General features: G+C 45.9%; 20 protein-coding genes. 2 read left to right on the forward strand and 18 right to left on the reverse strand.

The features are described 5' to 3' along the window. Positions 1-6: 6 nt before the first annotated feature. The 9 genes from AC0YNT_RS03335 to AC0YNT_RS03375 all read right to left on the reverse strand — a co-directional run bounded on the left by AC0YNT_RS03335 (position 7) and on the right by AC0YNT_RS03375 (position 8,849). Positions 7-903 carry a glycine betaine ABC transporter substrate-binding protein gene (locus AC0YNT_RS03335; protein ID WP_475803417.1) on the reverse strand — a complete coding sequence of 299 codons (897 nt, stop codon included), beginning with the start codon at positions 901-903 and terminating at the stop codon, positions 7-9. Positions 904-948: 45 nt separating this feature from the next. Then, the gene (locus AC0YNT_RS03340) at positions 949-1,623 is read right to left on the reverse strand and encodes an ABC transporter permease (RefSeq protein ID WP_208420395.1); all 675 of its coding nucleotides are present in this window, start codon (positions 1,621-1,623) and stop codon (positions 949-951) included. Then, entirely contained in the window at positions 1,620-2,843 is a 1,224-nt protein-coding gene (locus AC0YNT_RS03345) for an ABC transporter ATP-binding protein (RefSeq protein WP_475803319.1), read from the reverse strand. The genes AC0YNT_RS03340 and AC0YNT_RS03345 overlap by 4 nt, the downstream gene beginning before the upstream one ends. A 256-nt stretch (positions 2,844-3,099) precedes the next feature. Continuing rightward, positions 3,100-4,092: a cation diffusion facilitator family transporter gene (locus tag AC0YNT_RS03350; protein ID WP_475803320.1), complete on the reverse strand. Its 993-nt coding sequence runs from the start codon at positions 4,090-4,092 to the stop codon at positions 3,100-3,102. A 23-nt stretch (positions 4,093-4,115) separates the two neighbouring features. Then, on the reverse strand, positions 4,116-4,562 hold the full coding sequence (locus AC0YNT_RS03355; RefSeq protein ID WP_475803321.1) for a CBO0543 family protein: 447 nt from the start codon (positions 4,560-4,562) through the stop codon (positions 4,116-4,118). A gap of 73 nt (positions 4,563-4,635) precedes the next feature. Further along, positions 4,636-4,854 (reverse strand): hypothetical protein, encoded by a 219-nt coding sequence (locus AC0YNT_RS03360; RefSeq protein ID WP_475803322.1) that lies wholly within the window; start codon positions 4,852-4,854, stop codon positions 4,636-4,638. Between the two features lie 79 nt (positions 4,855-4,933). After that, positions 4,934-6,034 (reverse strand): GerAB/ArcD/ProY family transporter, encoded by a 1,101-nt coding sequence (locus tag AC0YNT_RS03365; RefSeq protein ID WP_475803323.1) that lies wholly within the window; start codon positions 6,032-6,034, stop codon positions 4,934-4,936. A 21-nt stretch (positions 6,035-6,055) separates the two neighbouring features. Further along, on the reverse strand, positions 6,056-7,177 hold the full coding sequence (locus AC0YNT_RS03370; RefSeq protein ID WP_475803324.1) for a Ger(x)C family spore germination protein: 1,122 nt from the start codon (positions 7,175-7,177) through the stop codon (positions 6,056-6,058). Between the two features lie 133 nt (positions 7,178-7,310). Then, the gene (locus AC0YNT_RS03375; protein ID WP_475803325.1) at positions 7,311-8,849 is read right to left on the reverse strand and encodes a spore germination protein; all 1,539 of its coding nucleotides are present in this window, start codon (positions 8,847-8,849) and stop codon (positions 7,311-7,313) included. A 416-nt stretch (positions 8,850-9,265) separates the two neighbouring features. Between AC0YNT_RS03375 and AC0YNT_RS03380 the strand changes: the two genes are divergently transcribed. Beyond that, positions 9,266-9,991 (forward strand): alpha/beta fold hydrolase, encoded by a 726-nt coding sequence (locus AC0YNT_RS03380; protein ID WP_475803326.1) that lies wholly within the window; start codon positions 9,266-9,268, stop codon positions 9,989-9,991. Between the two features lie 2 nt (positions 9,992-9,993). Here AC0YNT_RS03380 and AC0YNT_RS03385 read toward each other — a convergent pair whose 3' ends face one another. The 3 genes from AC0YNT_RS03385 to AC0YNT_RS03395 are packed head-to-tail and all read right to left on the reverse strand — an operon-like array spanning position 9,994 to position 12,729. Further along, positions 9,994-10,626, reverse strand: a complete 633-nt coding sequence (locus AC0YNT_RS03385) for a bifunctional 4-hydroxy-2-oxoglutarate aldolase/2-dehydro-3-deoxy-phosphogluconate aldolase (RefSeq protein ID WP_475803327.1) — start codon at positions 10,624-10,626, stop codon at positions 9,994-9,996. A 13-nt stretch (positions 10,627-10,639) separates the two neighbouring features. Next, positions 10,640-11,842, reverse strand: coding sequence for an A/G-specific adenine glycosylase (mutY, locus tag AC0YNT_RS03390; RefSeq protein WP_475803328.1), 1,203 nt, complete (start codon positions 11,840-11,842; stop codon positions 10,640-10,642). Next, on the reverse strand, positions 11,842-12,729 hold the full coding sequence (locus tag AC0YNT_RS03395) for an AraC family transcriptional regulator (RefSeq protein ID WP_475803329.1): 888 nt from the start codon (positions 12,727-12,729) through the stop codon (positions 11,842-11,844). The genes mutY and AC0YNT_RS03395 overlap by 1 nt, the downstream gene beginning before the upstream one ends. A 137-nt stretch (positions 12,730-12,866) precedes the next feature. Between AC0YNT_RS03395 and AC0YNT_RS03400 the strand changes: the two genes are divergently transcribed. Further along, positions 12,867-13,208 carry a c-type cytochrome gene (locus AC0YNT_RS03400; RefSeq protein ID WP_475803330.1) on the forward strand — a complete coding sequence of 114 codons (342 nt, stop codon included), beginning with the start codon at positions 12,867-12,869 and terminating at the stop codon, positions 13,206-13,208. Between the two features lie 69 nt (positions 13,209-13,277). Here AC0YNT_RS03400 and acpS read toward each other — a convergent pair whose 3' ends face one another. The 6 genes from acpS to AC0YNT_RS03430 form a co-directional block, all read right to left on the reverse strand. Next, a complete protein-coding gene (acpS, locus tag AC0YNT_RS03405) occupies positions 13,278-13,673 on the reverse strand; it encodes a holo-ACP synthase (RefSeq protein ID WP_475803331.1) in 396 nt (131 codons plus the stop codon). Positions 13,674-13,681: 8 nt separating this feature from the next. Further along, entirely contained in the window at positions 13,682-14,491 is an 810-nt protein-coding gene (gene nadE / locus AC0YNT_RS03410; protein ID WP_475803332.1) for an ammonia-dependent NAD(+) synthetase, read from the reverse strand. Between the two features lie 30 nt (positions 14,492-14,521). Then, positions 14,522-14,956 (reverse strand): BrxA/BrxB family bacilliredoxin, encoded by a 435-nt coding sequence (locus tag AC0YNT_RS03415; protein WP_475803333.1) that lies wholly within the window; start codon positions 14,954-14,956, stop codon positions 14,522-14,524. Between the two features lie 81 nt (positions 14,957-15,037). Next, positions 15,038-15,415: a DUF3905 domain-containing protein gene (locus tag AC0YNT_RS03420; protein WP_475803334.1), complete on the reverse strand. Its 378-nt coding sequence runs from the start codon at positions 15,413-15,415 to the stop codon at positions 15,038-15,040. 11 nt (positions 15,416-15,426) lie between these two features. Then, a complete protein-coding gene (locus AC0YNT_RS03425; RefSeq protein WP_475803335.1) occupies positions 15,427-15,558 on the reverse strand; it encodes a hypothetical protein in 132 nt (43 codons plus the stop codon). A gap of 74 nt (positions 15,559-15,632) precedes the next feature. After that, positions 15,633-17,294 (reverse strand): ATP-binding protein, encoded by a 1,662-nt coding sequence (locus AC0YNT_RS03430; RefSeq protein WP_475803336.1) that lies wholly within the window; start codon positions 17,292-17,294, stop codon positions 15,633-15,635. Between the last annotated feature and the right edge of the window lie 39 nt (positions 17,295-17,333).

The raw sequence follows: 17,333 nt of genomic DNA on the forward strand, positions 1-17,333 counted from the left end.
ACTCCATTACTTCAGCAATCCGATCTTTTTCAAGTAATCTTCGGCTACTCTTTTCTCATTCCGTTTATTCACATCAACTTCGTAGTTCAGATCAATCATCGTCTTGGCATCCAGCTTGCCGATGAGAAGGTCAATGACCTCCTGAAGCTCCGGATGTTTCTCCAATACTTCCTTACGAATAACAGGAGAAGCATCGTAAGGCGGGAAGAAATGCTTATCATCCTTGAGCGTAACGAGCTCGTACTGCTTGAGGCGTGCGTCTGTGGAATAGGCGACTACGATGTCCATTTTATTCGTTGCAATTGCACTGTAGACAAGCGCAACCTCCATTGGGTACACCTTGCCGAATGAAATACCGTATACTTTCTGAAAATCTGCATAGCCGTCACCAGCACGTTCAAGCCATGACGTATCGACACCAAGCCTCATCGATTGTGCTTTATCCTTCACATCGGATATGGTCTGAAGCTGCTCCTTCTCTGCCAAATCCTTGCGGACTGTAAATGCATACGTATTCTCGAAGCCATAGGAATCGAACCATTTGAGCCCATAATGCTTATCGAAGCCCTCTTGTGCCTGCTTTAGAATACTAGCCCGATCATTCGTACGCTCAATCGGAAAATAATTATCCAGAATAATTCCCGAATAAAGCGACGCCATCTGAATGTCATCCCTTGTTAAGGCATCAAGTACAACCGTGCTTGTCGCCAAATCAGGCATAACCTTCACTTTCATATTCGTCCGATCCTCAATGAGGAGCTTGTACATATTCGCGATGATCTTCGGTTCAGAGAAGGTCTGCGTCCCGATTATAATCCTATTGCTGTTACCGCAGCCCGACAGCAAGATACAAACTGCGATAAACGCAGCTCCTAACGGCGCAAGTCTCGCCTTGCCTTTCATTCGTATTAGCATCTGTTTATGTCTCATTCCAATTCCCCCATGCTGTCATACCGTACCGGATGCCGGTGCGCTTCTCGTCTTGGCCGTGACCCATTTCTCCGCGAGTCCCAGAAGGAAATCTGCTGCAAGCGCCAGAAGAACAGCCAGAATAGCTCCGGTCACAATCAGTTCTGTCTTATTGACACCCATACCGGAGAAGATGAGCTGCCCAAGTCCGCCAGCTCCTATTAATGTCGCAAGCGTTGCCCAGCTTATAATATATACCGTTGTTACTCTAAGCCCCGACATAATGTAAGGGAAAGACAACGGCAGCTGGACGCGAAGCAATCGCTGCAGGCGGCTGTAGCCCATACCGCGAGCCGCTTCGATGATATTTGGATCAACGGCCTTAAAGCCAGAGTACGTGTTGCGCATAATCGGCATTATCGAATAGAGAAACAGCGCGAAGACAGCTGGTGTACGTCCGATACCTAGCAGCGGAATCAGTATGGCGAGCAGCGCTAGACTCGGAATCGTCTGCAGTACGTTAGCAATAGTGAATATGATACTGTTTAGCCAGCCAATCCTGCTTCCACCAAGCCATATGCCAACCGGGATTGCGACAATCGCTCCAAGGATTATGGAAAGGGCAGAAATATAAATATGTTCACGCAGAGCAATCAGAATATCCCCCTGTCTGCTCGACAAGAAAGATCCATAATCAGACAGCCACTCCATCATGTGCGCTCACCCCCTTCTTGATCAGCCTCAGCCGGTTCAAGCGGAGTCTCCTCCTTCAGCTTTTCCGCCTCCGCAGTAAGCTCTTCCAGACTCATATCATCCGGATTATACATCTCAGCCATATGTCGCACGACACTCCCCCTCGTAACGAGTCCTACTAGTTGTCCATCCCGAACAACAGGTACATAAGGCAAGCCATGCTCATTCATCAACGTCAAAGCAAGCGCAACCGATGAACCAGATTCCACGACATGAACAAAAGGTCTCATAATGTCGGCCAGACGACTGTCTTCATGTCTATATCCCTGCAGAACATTGAATATAGAGACATAACCGAGCAGCTCTCTTTTTTTACCAACAATAATTAAGGAGTCGACCCGATGCCTTTCCATGAATTGGATAGCAGCCGCCATCCCTCGCTCAGGTGAAGCAGTAACAGGATTGACCGACATGACTTCATCAACGATCATACCAGGGTCAAGAGTATCGTTCGTCAGATGCCTCTTGCCGATAAAGCTCGTAACGAATTCATTCGCTGGATGACGTAAAATATGTTCAGGTGATCCGGTCTGTACAACCTCCCCGGCCTTCATCAGAACAATCGTATCGGCGATTTTGATCGCTTCATCCATGTCATGGGTCACGAATACTATCGTCTTCTTCAGTTCCTGTTGAAGGCGAATCAGTTCATCCTGCAGCTGTTCCCGGCTGATCGGATCAAGCGCACTAAACGGCTCATCGAGCAAAATCACATCTGGATCAGCTGCAAGAGCTCGAATAACACCAATCCGCTGCTGCTGTCCACCACTAAGCTCCGAAGGATACCGATTCCGGTATACATCAGGATCCAGATTCACCATACTGAGAAGCTCATCGACCTTACTCGTAGTAACCTCTTTATCCCACTTGAGAAGTTTTGGCACAACTGCTACGTTCTTCGCAATATTCATATGCGGGAACAAACCAACATTCTGAATGACATAACCGATGCTTCTGCGCAGCTCAACGGGATCAATGCTGGAGATGTCCTTGTCACGAATATAAATTTTGCCGCTGGTCGGATTGTTCAAACGGTTAATATGCTTCATAAGAGTCGACTTACCGCAGCCGCTGGGACCAATCAATACCGTCAATTCGCCCTCTTTGATTTCCAAATTAATCATCTTTAATGCTTCAAAACCATCATCGTATGTTTTTTTGACGTTCTCAAATCGGATCATCTATTGTCAACCTCCGAATTTTCTTATGCTTAGACTTTCCGATTCGTGGACATAAAATCCAGCTGTACAAGATTAAGGTGAATTTTTCTTAAGAATTACTACTACCCCTTATCGCTACCGGAAAAATGCATTTCCTAGTTATTACACTCTATATGGAATGTTGAAACACTTTAAGTGCAATTAAACAAAAAAAGTGCCTAACATTACAACATGTTAAGCACTCTTTGTGGCCGCTTTTCAAAATCGCTTTTTGCTTTTATGTATTAACCGGCTCCGGGTTCCAGTTCCTCACTCCGTTATCTTCAAGAATTCCTATCGTTACATCTGCGATCTCCGTTTCATTTAGAAGGGAATCTCTAATTTTGAATTTAATATCATCTGCATCAGCAAGCGTTAATCCTGGCCGCAATTCAACTTGCCCTTCTACGTGATAATAACGTCCCTCTTGAAGGACTCGCATTTGAAAAATATCAGTAACATAAGGATTCGAAAAAATAATTCGAGCAACTTTGTCCTCCACATCTTTTGGGGCAGAAACACCAATAAGGCCAACCATATTGTCGTAACCAACTTTAAAGGCAACACCAAGCATTAGTAAGCCGATCAGGAGTGTAGAAATTCCATCAAGCAGTGCAAAGCTAGTAAACGATGTTACAACAACCGCAAGAAGAGCTAAGAGGGCACCTGTTGTAGCCACCAGATCTTCGTAAAATACTAAACGTGTTGGGGGCGCGGCCCGACCCACATTTTTAAAGGCTTGCCGTACCATCGCTAAGCCCTTTGCTTCTACCCTTGACTCATGAACGATTTCCTTAGTCGCTTTTATGAGTACAAATCCATCAACTGCTACGGATAAGAGTAATACAATAAGGTTCAACCAAAAACCATGTGATTCCGATGGAGGATGAGCTAATAAATGAAAGCCTTCTTTAATTGTCTCATAAGCCATAACGGTTACAACAATAACGGCCACCATACAGAATAGGTTGATTACACGCCCAAACCCGGTTGGGAATTGACGCGTAGGCTTTTTCTCTGCTAAGACACTTCCGGCATATACAAAAGCCTGATTCACTGTATCGGCAATGGAGTGCATAGTTGATGCAAACATTGCTCCACTACCCGTAGTTACAGCAGCAAAACCTTTAATAATTGCAATTCCGGCGTTACCAAGTGCAGCGGCTGCTGAAGATGTGTTTCCTTTTTTTAATACATGAATAAACCTGTTTTGCGTACTTTCAGATTCCATTACAAGCTTTACCTCCCGAATAATTACATTTTCCTATTTGATTTGCTGTACAGGTATACGATTGAGAATGCCATAATGTATGAAATGAAAGTCATCATGATATGCCAGCCATTGTCATATACAACCCTTCCCATCTCTACAAGGACGTACTCCGCAACCGTAATCCCTATACTCCAAATACAAATAAAAACAATAGGTGACCAAATACGTCTCTCAATAAAGTAGATGAGGAATATTCCCCACACTGGATACAAACCTAAATTATATGGTATCGCCGAGTAGGATTCGTTCTCATCAAAAATCGGCTTAACAATCCAAAAGCCATGTTTTACAAAAAAGTCGTTAAGAAGAAATGCCATAAGCGAGCTAATTGGTAAAACACGAAGGACTAGCTTTAGTTTATTGGGAAGTGGTGCAACAACAAGGCATATCCAAGGAATGATGAACCCAACGATAATATTAAAGATCATAATTACACCTTACCTGCTCTTTTTACAAACAGTATGGTCAAAAGTTAACCTAAAAAGACGAAGAAGCAGCCGATCATCTGATCGACTGCTTAATGGATAGCGTAATTGGTACCTTAATATTATCCGTACCTGCCATATTCACATCATCTTTGACCTCTGATCCGACTGCAATAGCAAGTTCGAACGTATCTGGTTTTATCTTGACATTTTTATCGTACTCTATTTCAAGATTGACCGTCCCTGTATCACCTTCACTTACCCTATTAATACTGTCTCTCCCAATCTCAATCACGAATCTTCCAAATCCAGCCGGTCACTGCACCCGGTAGCAATCATCATAATGAAGAAAAAAACGTATAGTGGCCGCTTATTCATAAGTGCTTCCCCCACCCCAAACGATCATGTATCCATACATATAGGAGTAAACAAGCAGGAACCATGTACTCGACAACAAAACCGATCTGACCAAGCAAAGTATTCATCCGTTCGCTCTGAAAAAAAGTAGGCATGAAGAAAAACGTGCCCACAGCAATGAATAGCCAAAGCAGCCGTAAATGATTGCGGTGGTCCTGCTTTCCGACCAGCCAAGTTGTGCAAAAAACGCTCATGTACATCGTCGGTATCCATGATAATGAAAAGATAAGTAAATAAAACGCAATAAATAACACTTCGATCCGCGCTATAAACTTAAACTCGATAGCTTTCAATATATTGATCGTCGGTTCGTTGTAATCCATAATTCCATCTGGACCAAAATAGACGAAACAGATAACGGTAATGAACAAATACATGAGCATCGCCAGTGTATACGAGATAACGATTCCGACTGATGCCTTCCGCTTGTTTTTGAGAAATGGATACAGAATAAACGTGGTTGAAAAACCTATATGATAATAGAAAGTGCCAGGTACCGCTGATAATACAGGCTTCCATCCTTCCTTAAGCACAGGAAGCAGACGGAGCCAATGAGCGTCCTTAAGCGGAATCAAATAAACGAAGGGGATCCATAAAGATAGGAGCATAATCACTTCCACATATCTGCCCAATATGCGCGGGCCGTTCCGCACAATGACATAAGTGGGAATGAGCAGCAGAAGCATAATGATATACGCCGGAGTTTGCTGCAAAAGATATTGTTTTGTTATCAATATTGTATATACAAGACCGGTGTATCCGTAGTAAAAGAGATAGAGGGCAAATAGGACGGCTCCGACTTTGCCTGCCCATTTGCCCAAATACGCCGTCAATAGATCTAACAAGGTGCCATCTGGGTACTTTTTCATCACTTGTATGACGATCAAACTCGCTGCAATAGAGATCAACCAAACAATGATGAGAGCGATCCAGCCAGCCGTACCTGCTCGTTCGGCTAATATTCTCGGCAGCGACAAAAAACCTATGCTCACTACCATACCAAAGTTGAGAAAGATATACTGCATTATGGTGATTTCATTCCATGCATATTTTTTCACTTGTTGCCCCCCCTTAGAGCTTTACTTCACTGCTCCCATAGCGCCTATAATTGTTTTTACGGAAACATGAATGTCCGCTTTGGCCAGCGTTTCACCCCAATGATCTTCTACATCCTTGAAATGGCTATATTCGTGAGCCCGCGCGTAGAGCCCAAGCCCAATCGGATCGATTTTATCCGCTTGTATTTTCTTTATGAGCCTTTCCATCTGCTTTTGCATTTGTTCGGTAATCTTATTCTCCAACTCTTTTCCATGACTTTGCACGTCGTAAGGAAACAAAAGCTCCGATAGTCCAACGTGCATGGTAATGTGCATGTCAAACTGAAAGTTGTCCCTGAGGTAGGAGGTCTTGATTTTCACCTTTATTTTTTGAGCGTTTAAACTTAATTTGTCAGTATGAAACGGTCCGATCTTCATTTCGCCGGGAATGGGAAATGTTAAGCTGACGTTCTTTTTCGTATTATTTTGCAATATTCGAAGTAGAATACTTTCCTGTATGTTCAGAGAATTAGCAAATTCCCCTTTATGATCCAGCAGTGTCGTGCCTGTTATCGCAATCTGTTTATCTTTCACTCGAACTTCAGAGATAACGGGAGTGATACCCTTCTCACGTATTTGCTGGTGCAACCCCTGTAAAGTCGTCTTTACCGTTTCCGATCTGGCGTCCTTCGTTTCGACCATAGCCCGCAGCAATAAGGGGAGCATCGGCTGATCTTTCCGGTTTAGGTATATAATTTCAGAGAGAGGTCCATCGAAAGCAATGATCCTTGGTGTTAACGAATTTTGCGGATCACGAAACCAAACATCCGTTAGTTGGAACCAATTTTCTTGCTGCAGGATTCGCTTAGATATCAGTATGACTTGAATACTTCTGCCTTGGAAAACACCTGGCGTATAACTGTCCTGTTTTTCTCTTGATTGACGATTCGTCTGTGGTTTCACCCTAAGTTCACGCGTTTTTTTCTCGGCATCTTTGCTGAAAACGGGAGATGTACTATATACAATGAACTCGTTTTCTTTATCAAGATCAAAACCTACTAATAAGGCAAAAGAGGAATCTTCCATATCTAATCTGTCACTGCAGCCCGGAATGATGAAGACAACCATCGCGATGAGCATAATATGAAGGAGCAGCTTGTTCATTAGCGCTTCCTCCACTGGAAACGATCATGAATCCATAAATATATGAGTAAGCAACCGAGAAAAACGTATTTTATTCCAAAACCAACCTGAGTAAGAAAATGATTAGAGGTGACCTCATTGCATGCATATTTCATCATTTCCCATCACCTTTTGGACGATTTGATCCTTGCCTCTGCGATTGGGTCGCTCTGGTGCCTAAAGGTCGCTTGCCCATTTTCCACAGCGGTAAACGGACGAACGTATCTTTCCAATCAGCAAACCGTATCGGTGCGAAAGGAGTACTGTACGGTGTTCCAAGCGATTCGAGCGCAATCAGATGCCCGATCATGGTCATCAGAGCAATAATGATGCCAACAATGCCGAACATTGATGCAGCTATCATCATGACGAAGCGGATAATCCGAACAGCTGCGACCATATCATAATTAGGCAGGATGAACGATGCAATGGCCGTAAAGGCAACGACAATCACCATAATATTGCTAATGAGTCCTGCCTGAACGATTGCTTGTCCGATAACAATGCCCCCGACAATACCAATGGTTTGCCCAACCGGAGCAGGGAGACGCACCCCAGCCTCCCGCATCATTTCTAGAGTTACCTCCATGAGAATCGCTTCCACAAAGGGCGGGAATGGCACTCGACCTCTGAACTCGCCAATCGTGAGCAGTAATTTAATAGGAATGATCTCGAAGTTATAAGAAATAACAGCAATGTAGAACGCCGGCAAAAGGATAGCGATGAAAAATGCGAATATCCGCAGCATTCGTATAAAAGTAGAGATTGGCCAGCGTGTGCTGTAGTCGTCGATGTTTTGAAAAAAAGAAATAAATGCGACCGGTGCTATCAATACACTTGGTGAACGGTCTACGACAACAGCGAATCTTCCTTGCAATATTTGTGAAGCCGCAGCATCCGGTCTTTCCGTCGTAATAAATTGAGGGAATGGCGAGTAAGGATCGTCCTCGATAAACTCTGCTAACTCACCTGTGTTAAGGATGACATCGACATCAACTTGCTGAATCCGGTCTTCCAGTTCTTTAAGCACTTCAGGATGCGCGACATCAGCTAAATATAAAATAGAAACTAAGGTTTTTCCTCTTCGCCCAACCACCATTTCCTTAATTTTCAATTCACGGTTTTGAATATAGCGACGGATTAAGGCAATATTCTGACTGCCTGTTTCAACAAAGCCTTGATGCGCTCCTTTTAAAGAAGCCTCGATCTGTGAGTCTTCAATCGCCCGTTGCGGCCAGCCTTGCGTCCCTAAGGCGGAGGCTTCTGTTTGCCCATTAACAAAGAGTACACTACAGCCTTGCAAAATGGCATTCTCGACATGCGGCCAAGTATACAAGCTTTGAACTTGGCCTACATTTACCGTAATATCGTCAACTGCATTGCCGTTTCCCGTTTCAAATTGCAGCGGGCGAAGCACATTATTATTAATTGCGTTTTTATCTACTAGTCCACTTAGGTAGACTAGCGCTGCCTGATCCCCAGACTGCTTGATGATAAAATGCCGCACAACCATATCGGGGGTTAGACTGAACTGACTATGTAAATAGGCTAAATTTTGCACCAAAGACGTACTTATGATGTCGCTAGGCGGCTGATTAACTTGCTCTGGAACCGAACGATACTTCTTCCTTCCGAACCAGTTTGAAAATAGCATCGATCTTCACCACGCTCATCCCATATTTTTTACATATTTTTTATTGTCCCATGAATTTGGGAATTTCATTCATGACAAAGACCGTACTCCCAACGAATAAGGCTTGGGGATACATCAAAGGGTCCTTTGATCCTCAAGGAAGATGGCGGTGAATAGAACTTCCCGCACCAAATCTGAGAGAATGCTCAGAGAGTCATAACCTTGTAATGAAGCTGTAACATTGCACTCAGGTTGATTTCATTTACACAATCTATAATAAAGGACATGACCCCCCTTTATTATATTTCTCTCTTGCAGCCTGTGGCCCCCGTGCCACAGGCTCTTTGTTTTTTATAGGAGAACTTTAAGTTTAGGAAGATTTCCACAGGAAATGATGATAGTCTAAATAGGTGATTGTTATTTGTCGGAGGGGAATTATGAATCCAAATCAAACAAGTATTGCTGATGTGCCTTGCTTGCAGTTCGAGCCCGCAGGACAGCCAATTGGCACCGTTCTCTTATATCATGGCTGGGGCTCTTCTATGGAAAGCTATCAGTTCTTCGCCTCCCTTGTTACAGGCTGGGGCTACAAGGTTGTTGTCCCCGAACTGCCGTATCACGGACAGCGGGGCAAGCTGGATTATGCGAATCCAGAAGTACTGGAAAAGCAGTTCCTGGAGATTGTGTTGCAAGGGGTAAAAGAAGTACGTTCAATCGTCGATGAGATCTCGGATTCCAGCGGCCGTATCGGCATCATCGGACATTCGGCTGGCGGATTTATCGCGGCGGGTTCATTCGCGAAGCATGCGGCTCTGCAAGCTGCCGTCGTCATTAATGGATCCTGTGCGTGGATTCGATTCGAGGAGAAATATCTTGAATATATGGGCAAAACGCCGCTCACCCCAGAGGAGCGAACGGCGCTTAGAGCCCATGATCCGTTCACGCAATTAACGTTTGAGGATGAGCGGGCATTGCTGTTGCTTCACGGAAAAGAAGATACAACCGTTCCGATCGACAGTCAGCGGTTTTTTATGAGCAAAAAGTCAGCTATCGCATCCCAGCAGCTCCACATGATTGAGTACAGTGGAGTGAATCATCAGATTACACTCAAGATGCTTGAGCAATCCAAGCTATGGCTGGATCGTCATGTAGCACGTCTATAGTTCTACAAAGGACGGACCGCATCAACAAATTGACGGGCACGCTCTGTAATCAGTTCATACTTGCCTTCACGAACCCATTCCAGGTTCAAGAGCTTGCCGCCCATACCAACAGCATTTGCTCCAGCGGCAAAATATTCAGCAATATTATGTAGGTCTACGCCGCCAGTCGCCATAATCGGAATAGAATCAAGCGGTCCGCGGATTTCGGTTAAGTATTTGGTGCCAAGCGTCCCCATCGGGAACAGCTTCACTGCTTCGGCACCAGCTTTCCAGGCTTTCACGATTTCCGTTGGCGTCATAACGCCCGGCCACACCGAGACACCCTTCTCAAGTCCGTAGCGGATAACTTCCTCATCCAGGTTAGGTGAGATGAGGAACTGTGCGCCAGCAGCGACAGCCGCCTTCGCCATATCCACATCCAGCACCGTTCCTGCGCCTACGGATGCTTGACCGTCGAACCGGCTCCGCCAACGTTCGATCATGACAGTAGCTCCCGGTGTATTCATCGTAATTTCCATCAGGCGAATGCCGCCATCAATCAAGGCTTGTCCAGCAGCATCTGCTTGATGGTCTTCAATTCCTCTTAAAATAGCTACAATCTTATGCTCCAGCAATAAATCCAGCATTTCACTCATGTTATTGTCCCCTTTACGTCCAATAATCTCGCAATATGCGTAAGAATACATTTGGAAAAGCTAATGTCTCCATATCCTTCGGACCAATCCAGCGATATTCGTCCCTTAAGCTGTCAGCTTCATAGGCTGCTGCTGTCTCTGCGGCCAAGCTTGCACCTGCTGCCTGTGCCATCTCAGCATGAGGACCTAAGTCAGCCAGATAAACACGCATCTTCCAATGAATATGGCTGAAAATATGATCCGTATCCATAAACCAGCCACGCGGGCGAATCAGGATACCCGTCTCCGTTTCCAACGACCGTGTCAGCCATTCTCCGGTTGCCGCATATTCCGTGCTGCTGCCGCTGCCTTCACCTGCCGCCTCAACCACTTGCTCTTGCTCCTTCGGCACCAATAAATGCGGTAGCTCCCACATCTGGGCGAGCAGGCCTGTCTCCGGACGCTGACGGACCAGAATCTTACCTTCGTTTACACCAGTACCGGCAACAATAACGGATACCCGCTTCTCAGGACGAGGCGGCTTCGCCTTTGTCTTAATTGGAAGCTCTGTTTCTCTTCCGGCAATGCGGGCTGCACAATGCTCCATTACGGGACATGGCAGGCAGCTTGGCGACTTTGGCGTACAGACAAGTGCACCAAGCTCCATCAAGGCTTGGTTGAAATCACCAGCTGCCCCTTCAGGAATTAATGATGCAGCAAGCTTTTCGATCCCCACGCGAGTGGCGGGCTTCGCAATATCTTCCTCCAGGCAAAAATATCTGGACAGAACACGCATCACATTGCCGTCAACAGCCGGCTCTGGACGATTAAAGGCGATACTCATAATCGCGCCGGTGGTATAGGGACCGACCCCTTTTAAACCCGCTACCGATGTCTTATCATCCGGCACCACTCCGTCATAACGCTCGACTACTTCACGCGCCCCTGCCTGTAGATTACGGGCACGCGAATAATAGCCAAGTCCTTCCCAGCACTTCAGTACTTCCGGTTCTGGCGCTTCCGCAAGCGCACGAACGGTCGGGAACTTACTCATGAACCGTTCATAGTAAGGGATAACCGTATCTACCCGAGTTTGCTGCAGCATAATCTCTGACACCCATACACGGTATGGATCCTGATTCATCCGCCACGGCAGATCCCGCTTTATCCTTCTATACCAGATCAGCAGCTCACGGCTGAAGTAGGCTTTTGCCTCCTCATTATTAATGGCTCCCATTAATCTGTCACCTCATTATTTCCATCGCCTGGTTTAATATTATGAATATCCACCTGCATCAACCGGCGATATTGCTTGGGTGTAATCCCCGTCTGCCGTTTGAGCAGCCTTGGCAGATAATGATTAAGCATACCCACCTTACTTGCAATATCGGAGATCGGCAGATCCGTCTCCTTCAGCAGCTTCTTCGCCATTTCGAGACGTCTTTCCGTCACATATTGAATAGGTGAGCAGCCCATTACTGTTTTGAAGGAGGTAATCAAATAGTTCGGATGAAGAAAAGCGACCTTAGCCAAATCTTCAATTTGAATATTATGATGAAGATTTTTCTCAATATAATCAATAACCTCAGCCCACTTCTCCCCGCTCTCAAGCATCTCGAAATAATTAACTTTGGATAACATAAGAGCACTATTATCGATGTAGAAAGACAATAACTCTAATATCGCTGCTTTTAACTTCAGAGGGCTGGAAATTGACTCCTGATTAAAAGCATCCATCATACGCAGAATGATGTTTATAACAAACTCCCCATCTGGTAACGGAACCGAGGCGGTAAATGGTATTCGGAGAAGCTTAATAAACTTGAATTCCTGCGTATCCAAGGAAAAATGGCACCAATACAACTTCGCCTTTTGTTGTACGGTAATTTCATAAGTTTCATTTGTTTTAGGTCTGAGCAAATACAATCGCTTAGGTTCAATGTTATGAGTAACACCGTTAATCTCGACAACAGCTTTTCCCTCAGTTGCATAAATAAACCGGTAAAAGTCCATACCATCCCGACTGTCGGTCCATCCGACATCTCTTTCGGAATAGGCAGCCATAATAACCTCTGGTTCAAGCAGAGAAAATTGCCTTTGTAATATTCGTTCATTCGTGTCCATGACTACCCCTGTTGTCTTGTCTAGTTTTCGTAAATTATTTACTTTATTATATAGGCTATGGAGATAAAATCATATTGGAAGTTAAATCATTTATTTAGACTCATTTTAATCTAGAGTAGCAGAAAGAAGGATCAACAATGTTTTCCAAAGGAATTCTACTCTCTACAGCCGTCGCTGTACTGCTTACTGCCTGTGGAAATAATGGAGGGACAGGCTCCTCAGCCATCTCAACCAGTCATATGGACGCACCAGAAAAGACAGGAGCTGTCTATCGGGCCAACTGTGTCAGCTGCCATGGTTCAGATCTGCAAGGACGAATGGGAGCACAGACCAACCTGCAGCAGGTTGGCGCAAGAATGACTAAGCCCGAAATTGTGGAACAGATCAAGCACGGCGGAGGTTCTATGCCGCCTTTCGAGGATCGGCTGACAGACGAACAGATCGATGGCCTCGCCGAATGGCTTGCAGGCAAGTCCTAAATGAGAACAACAAAAAAGGCTGATTCGTTAAGCAGCTGCAGCAGCCGCTTAGCGAATCAGCCTTTCTATCTATTCTACCTGTTCCACAATCGCGACTGCCGAAGCAATAGAACGATCATGTGTAATCGTAATATGAATGCGATACCTTTCGCGCTGCATCTCCAGCCGCTCCCAGGCAGCGCCGGACAAATAACACTCCGGCTTCCCGGCAGGCCCTCGCAAAATCTCAATATCATTAAACCCTGCTTTAGCACCAATGCCACAGCCAAGCGCCTTCACTACGGCTTCTTTCGCCGCAAATCTTCCTGCCATAAATTGCGCCAGACGTTTGCCATCATAGCCGTCAGCCAGATCCCGCTCCCGGCTTGTTAACACTCGCCCCAGGAACCTCTCGCCTGCCTTGCCCGCAAGCAAAGCAGCTATCCGGTCCATATCCGTCACATCATGCCCGATCCCTGAAATCATCGTTTGGATCAGACGCCCGGAATCGGAGAACGTTTATGCTCAGTACGCAAGTATTGCTTCTCAAGCTTCGCTTTCGCTTCCGCTCCGATTTCTTGGCCTTCGAGATAAGCGCTGTTCTCATCATACAAAATGCCCAGCTCAGACTCGTCGGTCTGTCCTTCCCAAAGACCCGCTGTAGGAGCTTTGTCCAGGATGCTTTGCGGCACACCTAGCACGCTTGCCAGTTGACGTACTTGACGCTTGTTCAGCGAGCTAAGCGGTGTAATATCAACCGCTCCGTCTCCCCACTTCGTGAAGAAGCCGGTAATCGCTTCCGATGCATGGTCCGTACCAACAACAAGCAGGTTCAAATCAAAAGCCAGCGCGTACTGGACAACCATCCGCGTTCTAGCTTTCACATTCCCTTTACCGCCGCGGCTCAGATGGCGGGACATCCCGATTGATTTGAAGGCATGTTCTGTCTCAAGCGCAATCTCATCTACCGCTTCGCCGATATTCGTCTCCACCCTATGCTTCAGCTGAAATGCTTCCGCTGTCGCATAGCTGTCTTGAATATCTACTTGCTCCCCATAAGGCTGGAACACGCCAAGCGTCATATACTCCTGGCCAGTCTGAGCAGACAATTCATCCGTTGCCATCTTGCATAAACCAGTTGTAACCGCGCTGTCAATACCGCCGCTGATGGCGATCAAGAGGCCCGTTGTACCTGACTTCTTCACATATTCTTTCAAGAAGTCTACACGTTTCCGGATCTCCACAGCTGGATCAATCTCCGGCTGGACGCCGAAGCGCTCGATTATTTCCTGTTGTAAAATCATAGCACAGGCTCCCCCTACCCAAATAGCGAATTAACGGCAGAAACGGTCAAATGCGTTTGTCAGATCTTCCGCAATCTCAGCAGCAGAACGATTCTCGATTTGATGACGTTCGATAAAATGAACAAGCTCGCCATCTTTCATCAGAGCGATCGATGGGGAAGAAGGCGGGTACGGTGCGAAATATTCACGAGCCTTAGCCGTAGCTTCTTTGTCTTGACCTGCAAATACTGTGTACAGGTGATCCGGTGTAATATCATGTTGCAGCGCTTCAGCTACGCCTGGGCGGCATTGTCCTGCAGCACAGCCGCATACGGAGTTAACAACAATAAGTGTTGTTCCTTTTGCTTCTGGCAGCGATTCCGCTACTTCTTCAGGGGTACGAAGCTCTTTGATCCCGATTCGGGTCAAGTCATCACGCATTGGTTGAACCATATCCAGCATATATCTTTCAAATGACATCGACATTTGAAACACACTCCTTTTTAATAACCTAATTTTAGTTACTATTATACCGCCCGCTATGAAAATAAAGCAACCGGAGTGCACTCACTCCGGTTGCTTTGGTGACTCTTCTTCCGTGCTGAGGAGGGGATCTCCAGCCCGGTAAGCACTATTTTTGTCTAAATGCATAAAAATCCCCGCCTGAGGCTCAATTCCATGTTCGAAATATTCCCTGTTCTCGGCGGTTTGGAACCCGATATCCTTATACGGATGAACCCACTGGTCACCAGCCATTACAGCCGGATCCGTATCGGTGCTCCACTGATTAAGCGGCGAATCAGGTGAATCATAGTCATGATCCCCGATTACAACGCCATGTTCGTTCACGAACGGCTCATGCGGGCCTCTTCCCTCACGAAATTCCGGAAGGAAGGCGATCTCGAACGGATCAAGTGACGGATCGTCCTCTTTGCCCTTACCCATTGATGAATACCTTAAATCGAAGGGCGGTTTGGCCCATCCAGCTTCTTATCGAAGCCTGCCTCACCAGGAGCTGCCGAGCCGGCTTTATTTTTAGCTGCTTGCTGGGATTGCTCGGTTGAGTTGCCTTTTTTGTTTCTTGCCATCGTAGAGGACCTCCTATGTGTGACTGATCTTCCAACGATAGTATGTACGCAAGTCTCAAGCATTATGTTTGGAGTTACGCCGATTGACGTGTAAACGAAACGATAAAGGTTGTTCCGACCCCTTGCTCCGATTCAACGTTAATTCGGCCATTGTGGCGTTCTGCGATACTGACACATAGCGGAAGGCCAAGTCCTGTTCCTTGCGTCTTGGTTGAGAAGAATGGATCAAAGATCCGCTTCTTCTGCTCTTCCGATATACCAGTCCCTTGATCTTGAATTCGAAGCACAATTTCTTCTTTGTCAGCTATGTAAGTCGTATGTATATACAGACGGCCTTTCTCGTTCATGGCTTCCATGCCGTTGCGAGCCAAGTTCAAGAGCAGCTGCTTGATTTCTTTTTCATTTAGCGGAATAAAAGGAATGTAGTCGCAGAGCTCTACATCAATGGTCTGACCCCGCATATTGGCATCCGCGTTTAAGAGCGGAACCATTTCCCGGATAATATCATGCAAGGAGCCTTCCTCCATTGTCAGTGCCCTGTTCTGGGCCAGCGACAAGAAGTCACTTATGATCGTATTCGCTCGGTCCAGCTCGTCCATCACGATGCGGAAATAAGCCTGCTGATTGTCGGGGCTTCGCTCCCGCATGAGCTGCACGAAGCCTCGAATAACCGCCATTGGGTTTCGGATCTCATGCGTAATGCTCGCTGCCATTTGTCCGATCAAGCTGAGTCGCTCCATCCTGCCAACTTCATTCCGCAGCAAGGATAATTCCGTAATATCCTGTGCTAGCAGCACCGCTCCTGTCACTACATTCGTTTGCAAATTGCGGATACAAAATGCCGTCTTAAGCAAAGTACTGTTATCCTCAATCTGCAGAAATTCATGAACAGGGCTTTGGCCTCGAAGGGCTTCTCGCAGCAGCCTAATATTCGTTTCATGCTTTCCTTCGTCATAAAACTCATGGAAGTATTGTCCTATAATATCATTAAGCTCATATTGCCCATCAGCCAGCAGCCGGATTCCCATGTTGTTCACGTGGGTGATCTTGCCATGCTGGTTAACCAGAATGATCGCAATATTTGTCTGATCAATTAACTGCTGGAGTTTTTCTACTTCCTGCTGATAGCTGTTAGAGACCCGCTTCACATCATAATGAAGCTGGGCATTCTCTTTAGAGCTCTCTACCGCGTAGACCGAAATCCATGATGACATCACCGACATGACAAGCGTGAGGACGAAGCGCAGTACAAACTCTGTTGTCACAGGCATATTAGTCGTTAATACAGCAACCGCAAAGGATATAACCACAAAACCACATATACCCGAGATGAGCTGCATCACCATTCTAATCTTACTGCGCCGGTTCGCCCTCTGGAATGGCCCTATTACCGCCAGCATGCTAACAACAAAGATCAGCATAAAGGAAATAAATACGATTGTCTCCCCGGTACTATCGAGATATGGGACTCGAAGCGCCGTATATACGCCACTTAATAGTAGTAGATAGTATGGACCTCCATACAAAGAACCTAATAATAATGGTGTAAGCCTGAAATTCAGTTCACAGCCGTAATAGTCCTGCGTAAATATCATGCACAATGCCATAGCAATACAGCTGGATAAACCCATAACGACGGGAATACTCCGCCAATATCGGCTGGAGTTATGCCATAATTGAAAGGCAAAGGCAGGTACTAGCGTAATAAAGAATTGTAATAGCAATTCTTTTAACACAGACGATCAGTCTCCCCAAAACGGATTCTATATTTATGC

It is taken from the genome of Paenibacillus sp. J22R56, from assembly GCF_056269375.1.

Coding starts and splice junctions, on each gene's coding strand:
- AC0YNT_RS03335 (WP_475803417.1), bottom strand. CDS start 903: ATGAAAGGCAAGGCGAGACTTGCGCCGTTAGGAGCTGCGTTTATCGCA.
- AC0YNT_RS03340 (WP_208420395.1), bottom strand. CDS start 1,623: ATGATGGAGTGGCTGTCTGATTATGGATCTTTCTTGTCGAGCAGACAG.
- AC0YNT_RS03345 (WP_475803319.1), bottom strand. CDS start 2,843: ATGATCCGATTTGAGAACGTCAAAAAAACATACGATGATGGTTTTGAA.
- AC0YNT_RS03350 (WP_475803320.1), bottom strand. CDS start 4,092: ATGGAATCTGAAAGTACGCAAAACAGGTTTATTCATGTATTAAAAAAA.
- AC0YNT_RS03355 (WP_475803321.1), bottom strand. CDS start 4,562: ATGATCTTTAATATTATCGTTGGGTTCATCATTCCTTGGATATGCCTT.
- AC0YNT_RS03370 (WP_475803324.1), bottom strand. CDS start 7,177: ATGAACAAGCTGCTCCTTCATATTATGCTCATCGCGATGGTTGTCTTC.
- AC0YNT_RS03375 (WP_475803325.1), bottom strand. CDS start 8,849: ATGCTATTTTCAAACTGGTTCGGAAGGAAGAAGTATCGTTCGGTTCCA.
- AC0YNT_RS03380 (WP_475803326.1), top strand. CDS start 9,266: ATGAATCCAAATCAAACAAGTATTGCTGATGTGCCTTGCTTGCAGTTC.
- AC0YNT_RS03385 (WP_475803327.1), bottom strand. CDS start 10,626: ATGAGTGAAATGCTGGATTTATTGCTGGAGCATAAGATTGTAGCTATT.
- mutY (WP_475803328.1), bottom strand. CDS start 11,842: ATGGGAGCCATTAATAATGAGGAGGCAAAAGCCTACTTCAGCCGTGAG.
- AC0YNT_RS03395 (WP_475803329.1), bottom strand. CDS start 12,729: ATGGACACGAATGAACGAATATTACAAAGGCAATTTTCTCTGCTTGAA.
- AC0YNT_RS03400 (WP_475803330.1), top strand. CDS start 12,867: ATGTTTTCCAAAGGAATTCTACTCTCTACAGCCGTCGCTGTACTGCTT.
- acpS (WP_475803331.1), bottom strand. CDS start 13,673: ATGATTTCAGGGATCGGGCATGATGTGACGGATATGGACCGGATAGCT.
- nadE (WP_475803332.1), bottom strand. CDS start 14,491: ATGATTTTACAACAGGAAATAATCGAGCGCTTCGGCGTCCAGCCGGAG.
- AC0YNT_RS03415 (WP_475803333.1), bottom strand. CDS start 14,956: ATGTCGATGTCATTTGAAAGATATATGCTGGATATGGTTCAACCAATG.
- AC0YNT_RS03420 (WP_475803334.1), bottom strand. CDS start 15,415: ATGGGTAAGGGCAAAGAGGACGATCCGTCACTTGATCCGTTCGAGATC.
- AC0YNT_RS03425 (WP_475803335.1), bottom strand. CDS start 15,558: ATGGCAAGAAACAAAAAAGGCAACTCAACCGAGCAATCCCAGCAAGCA.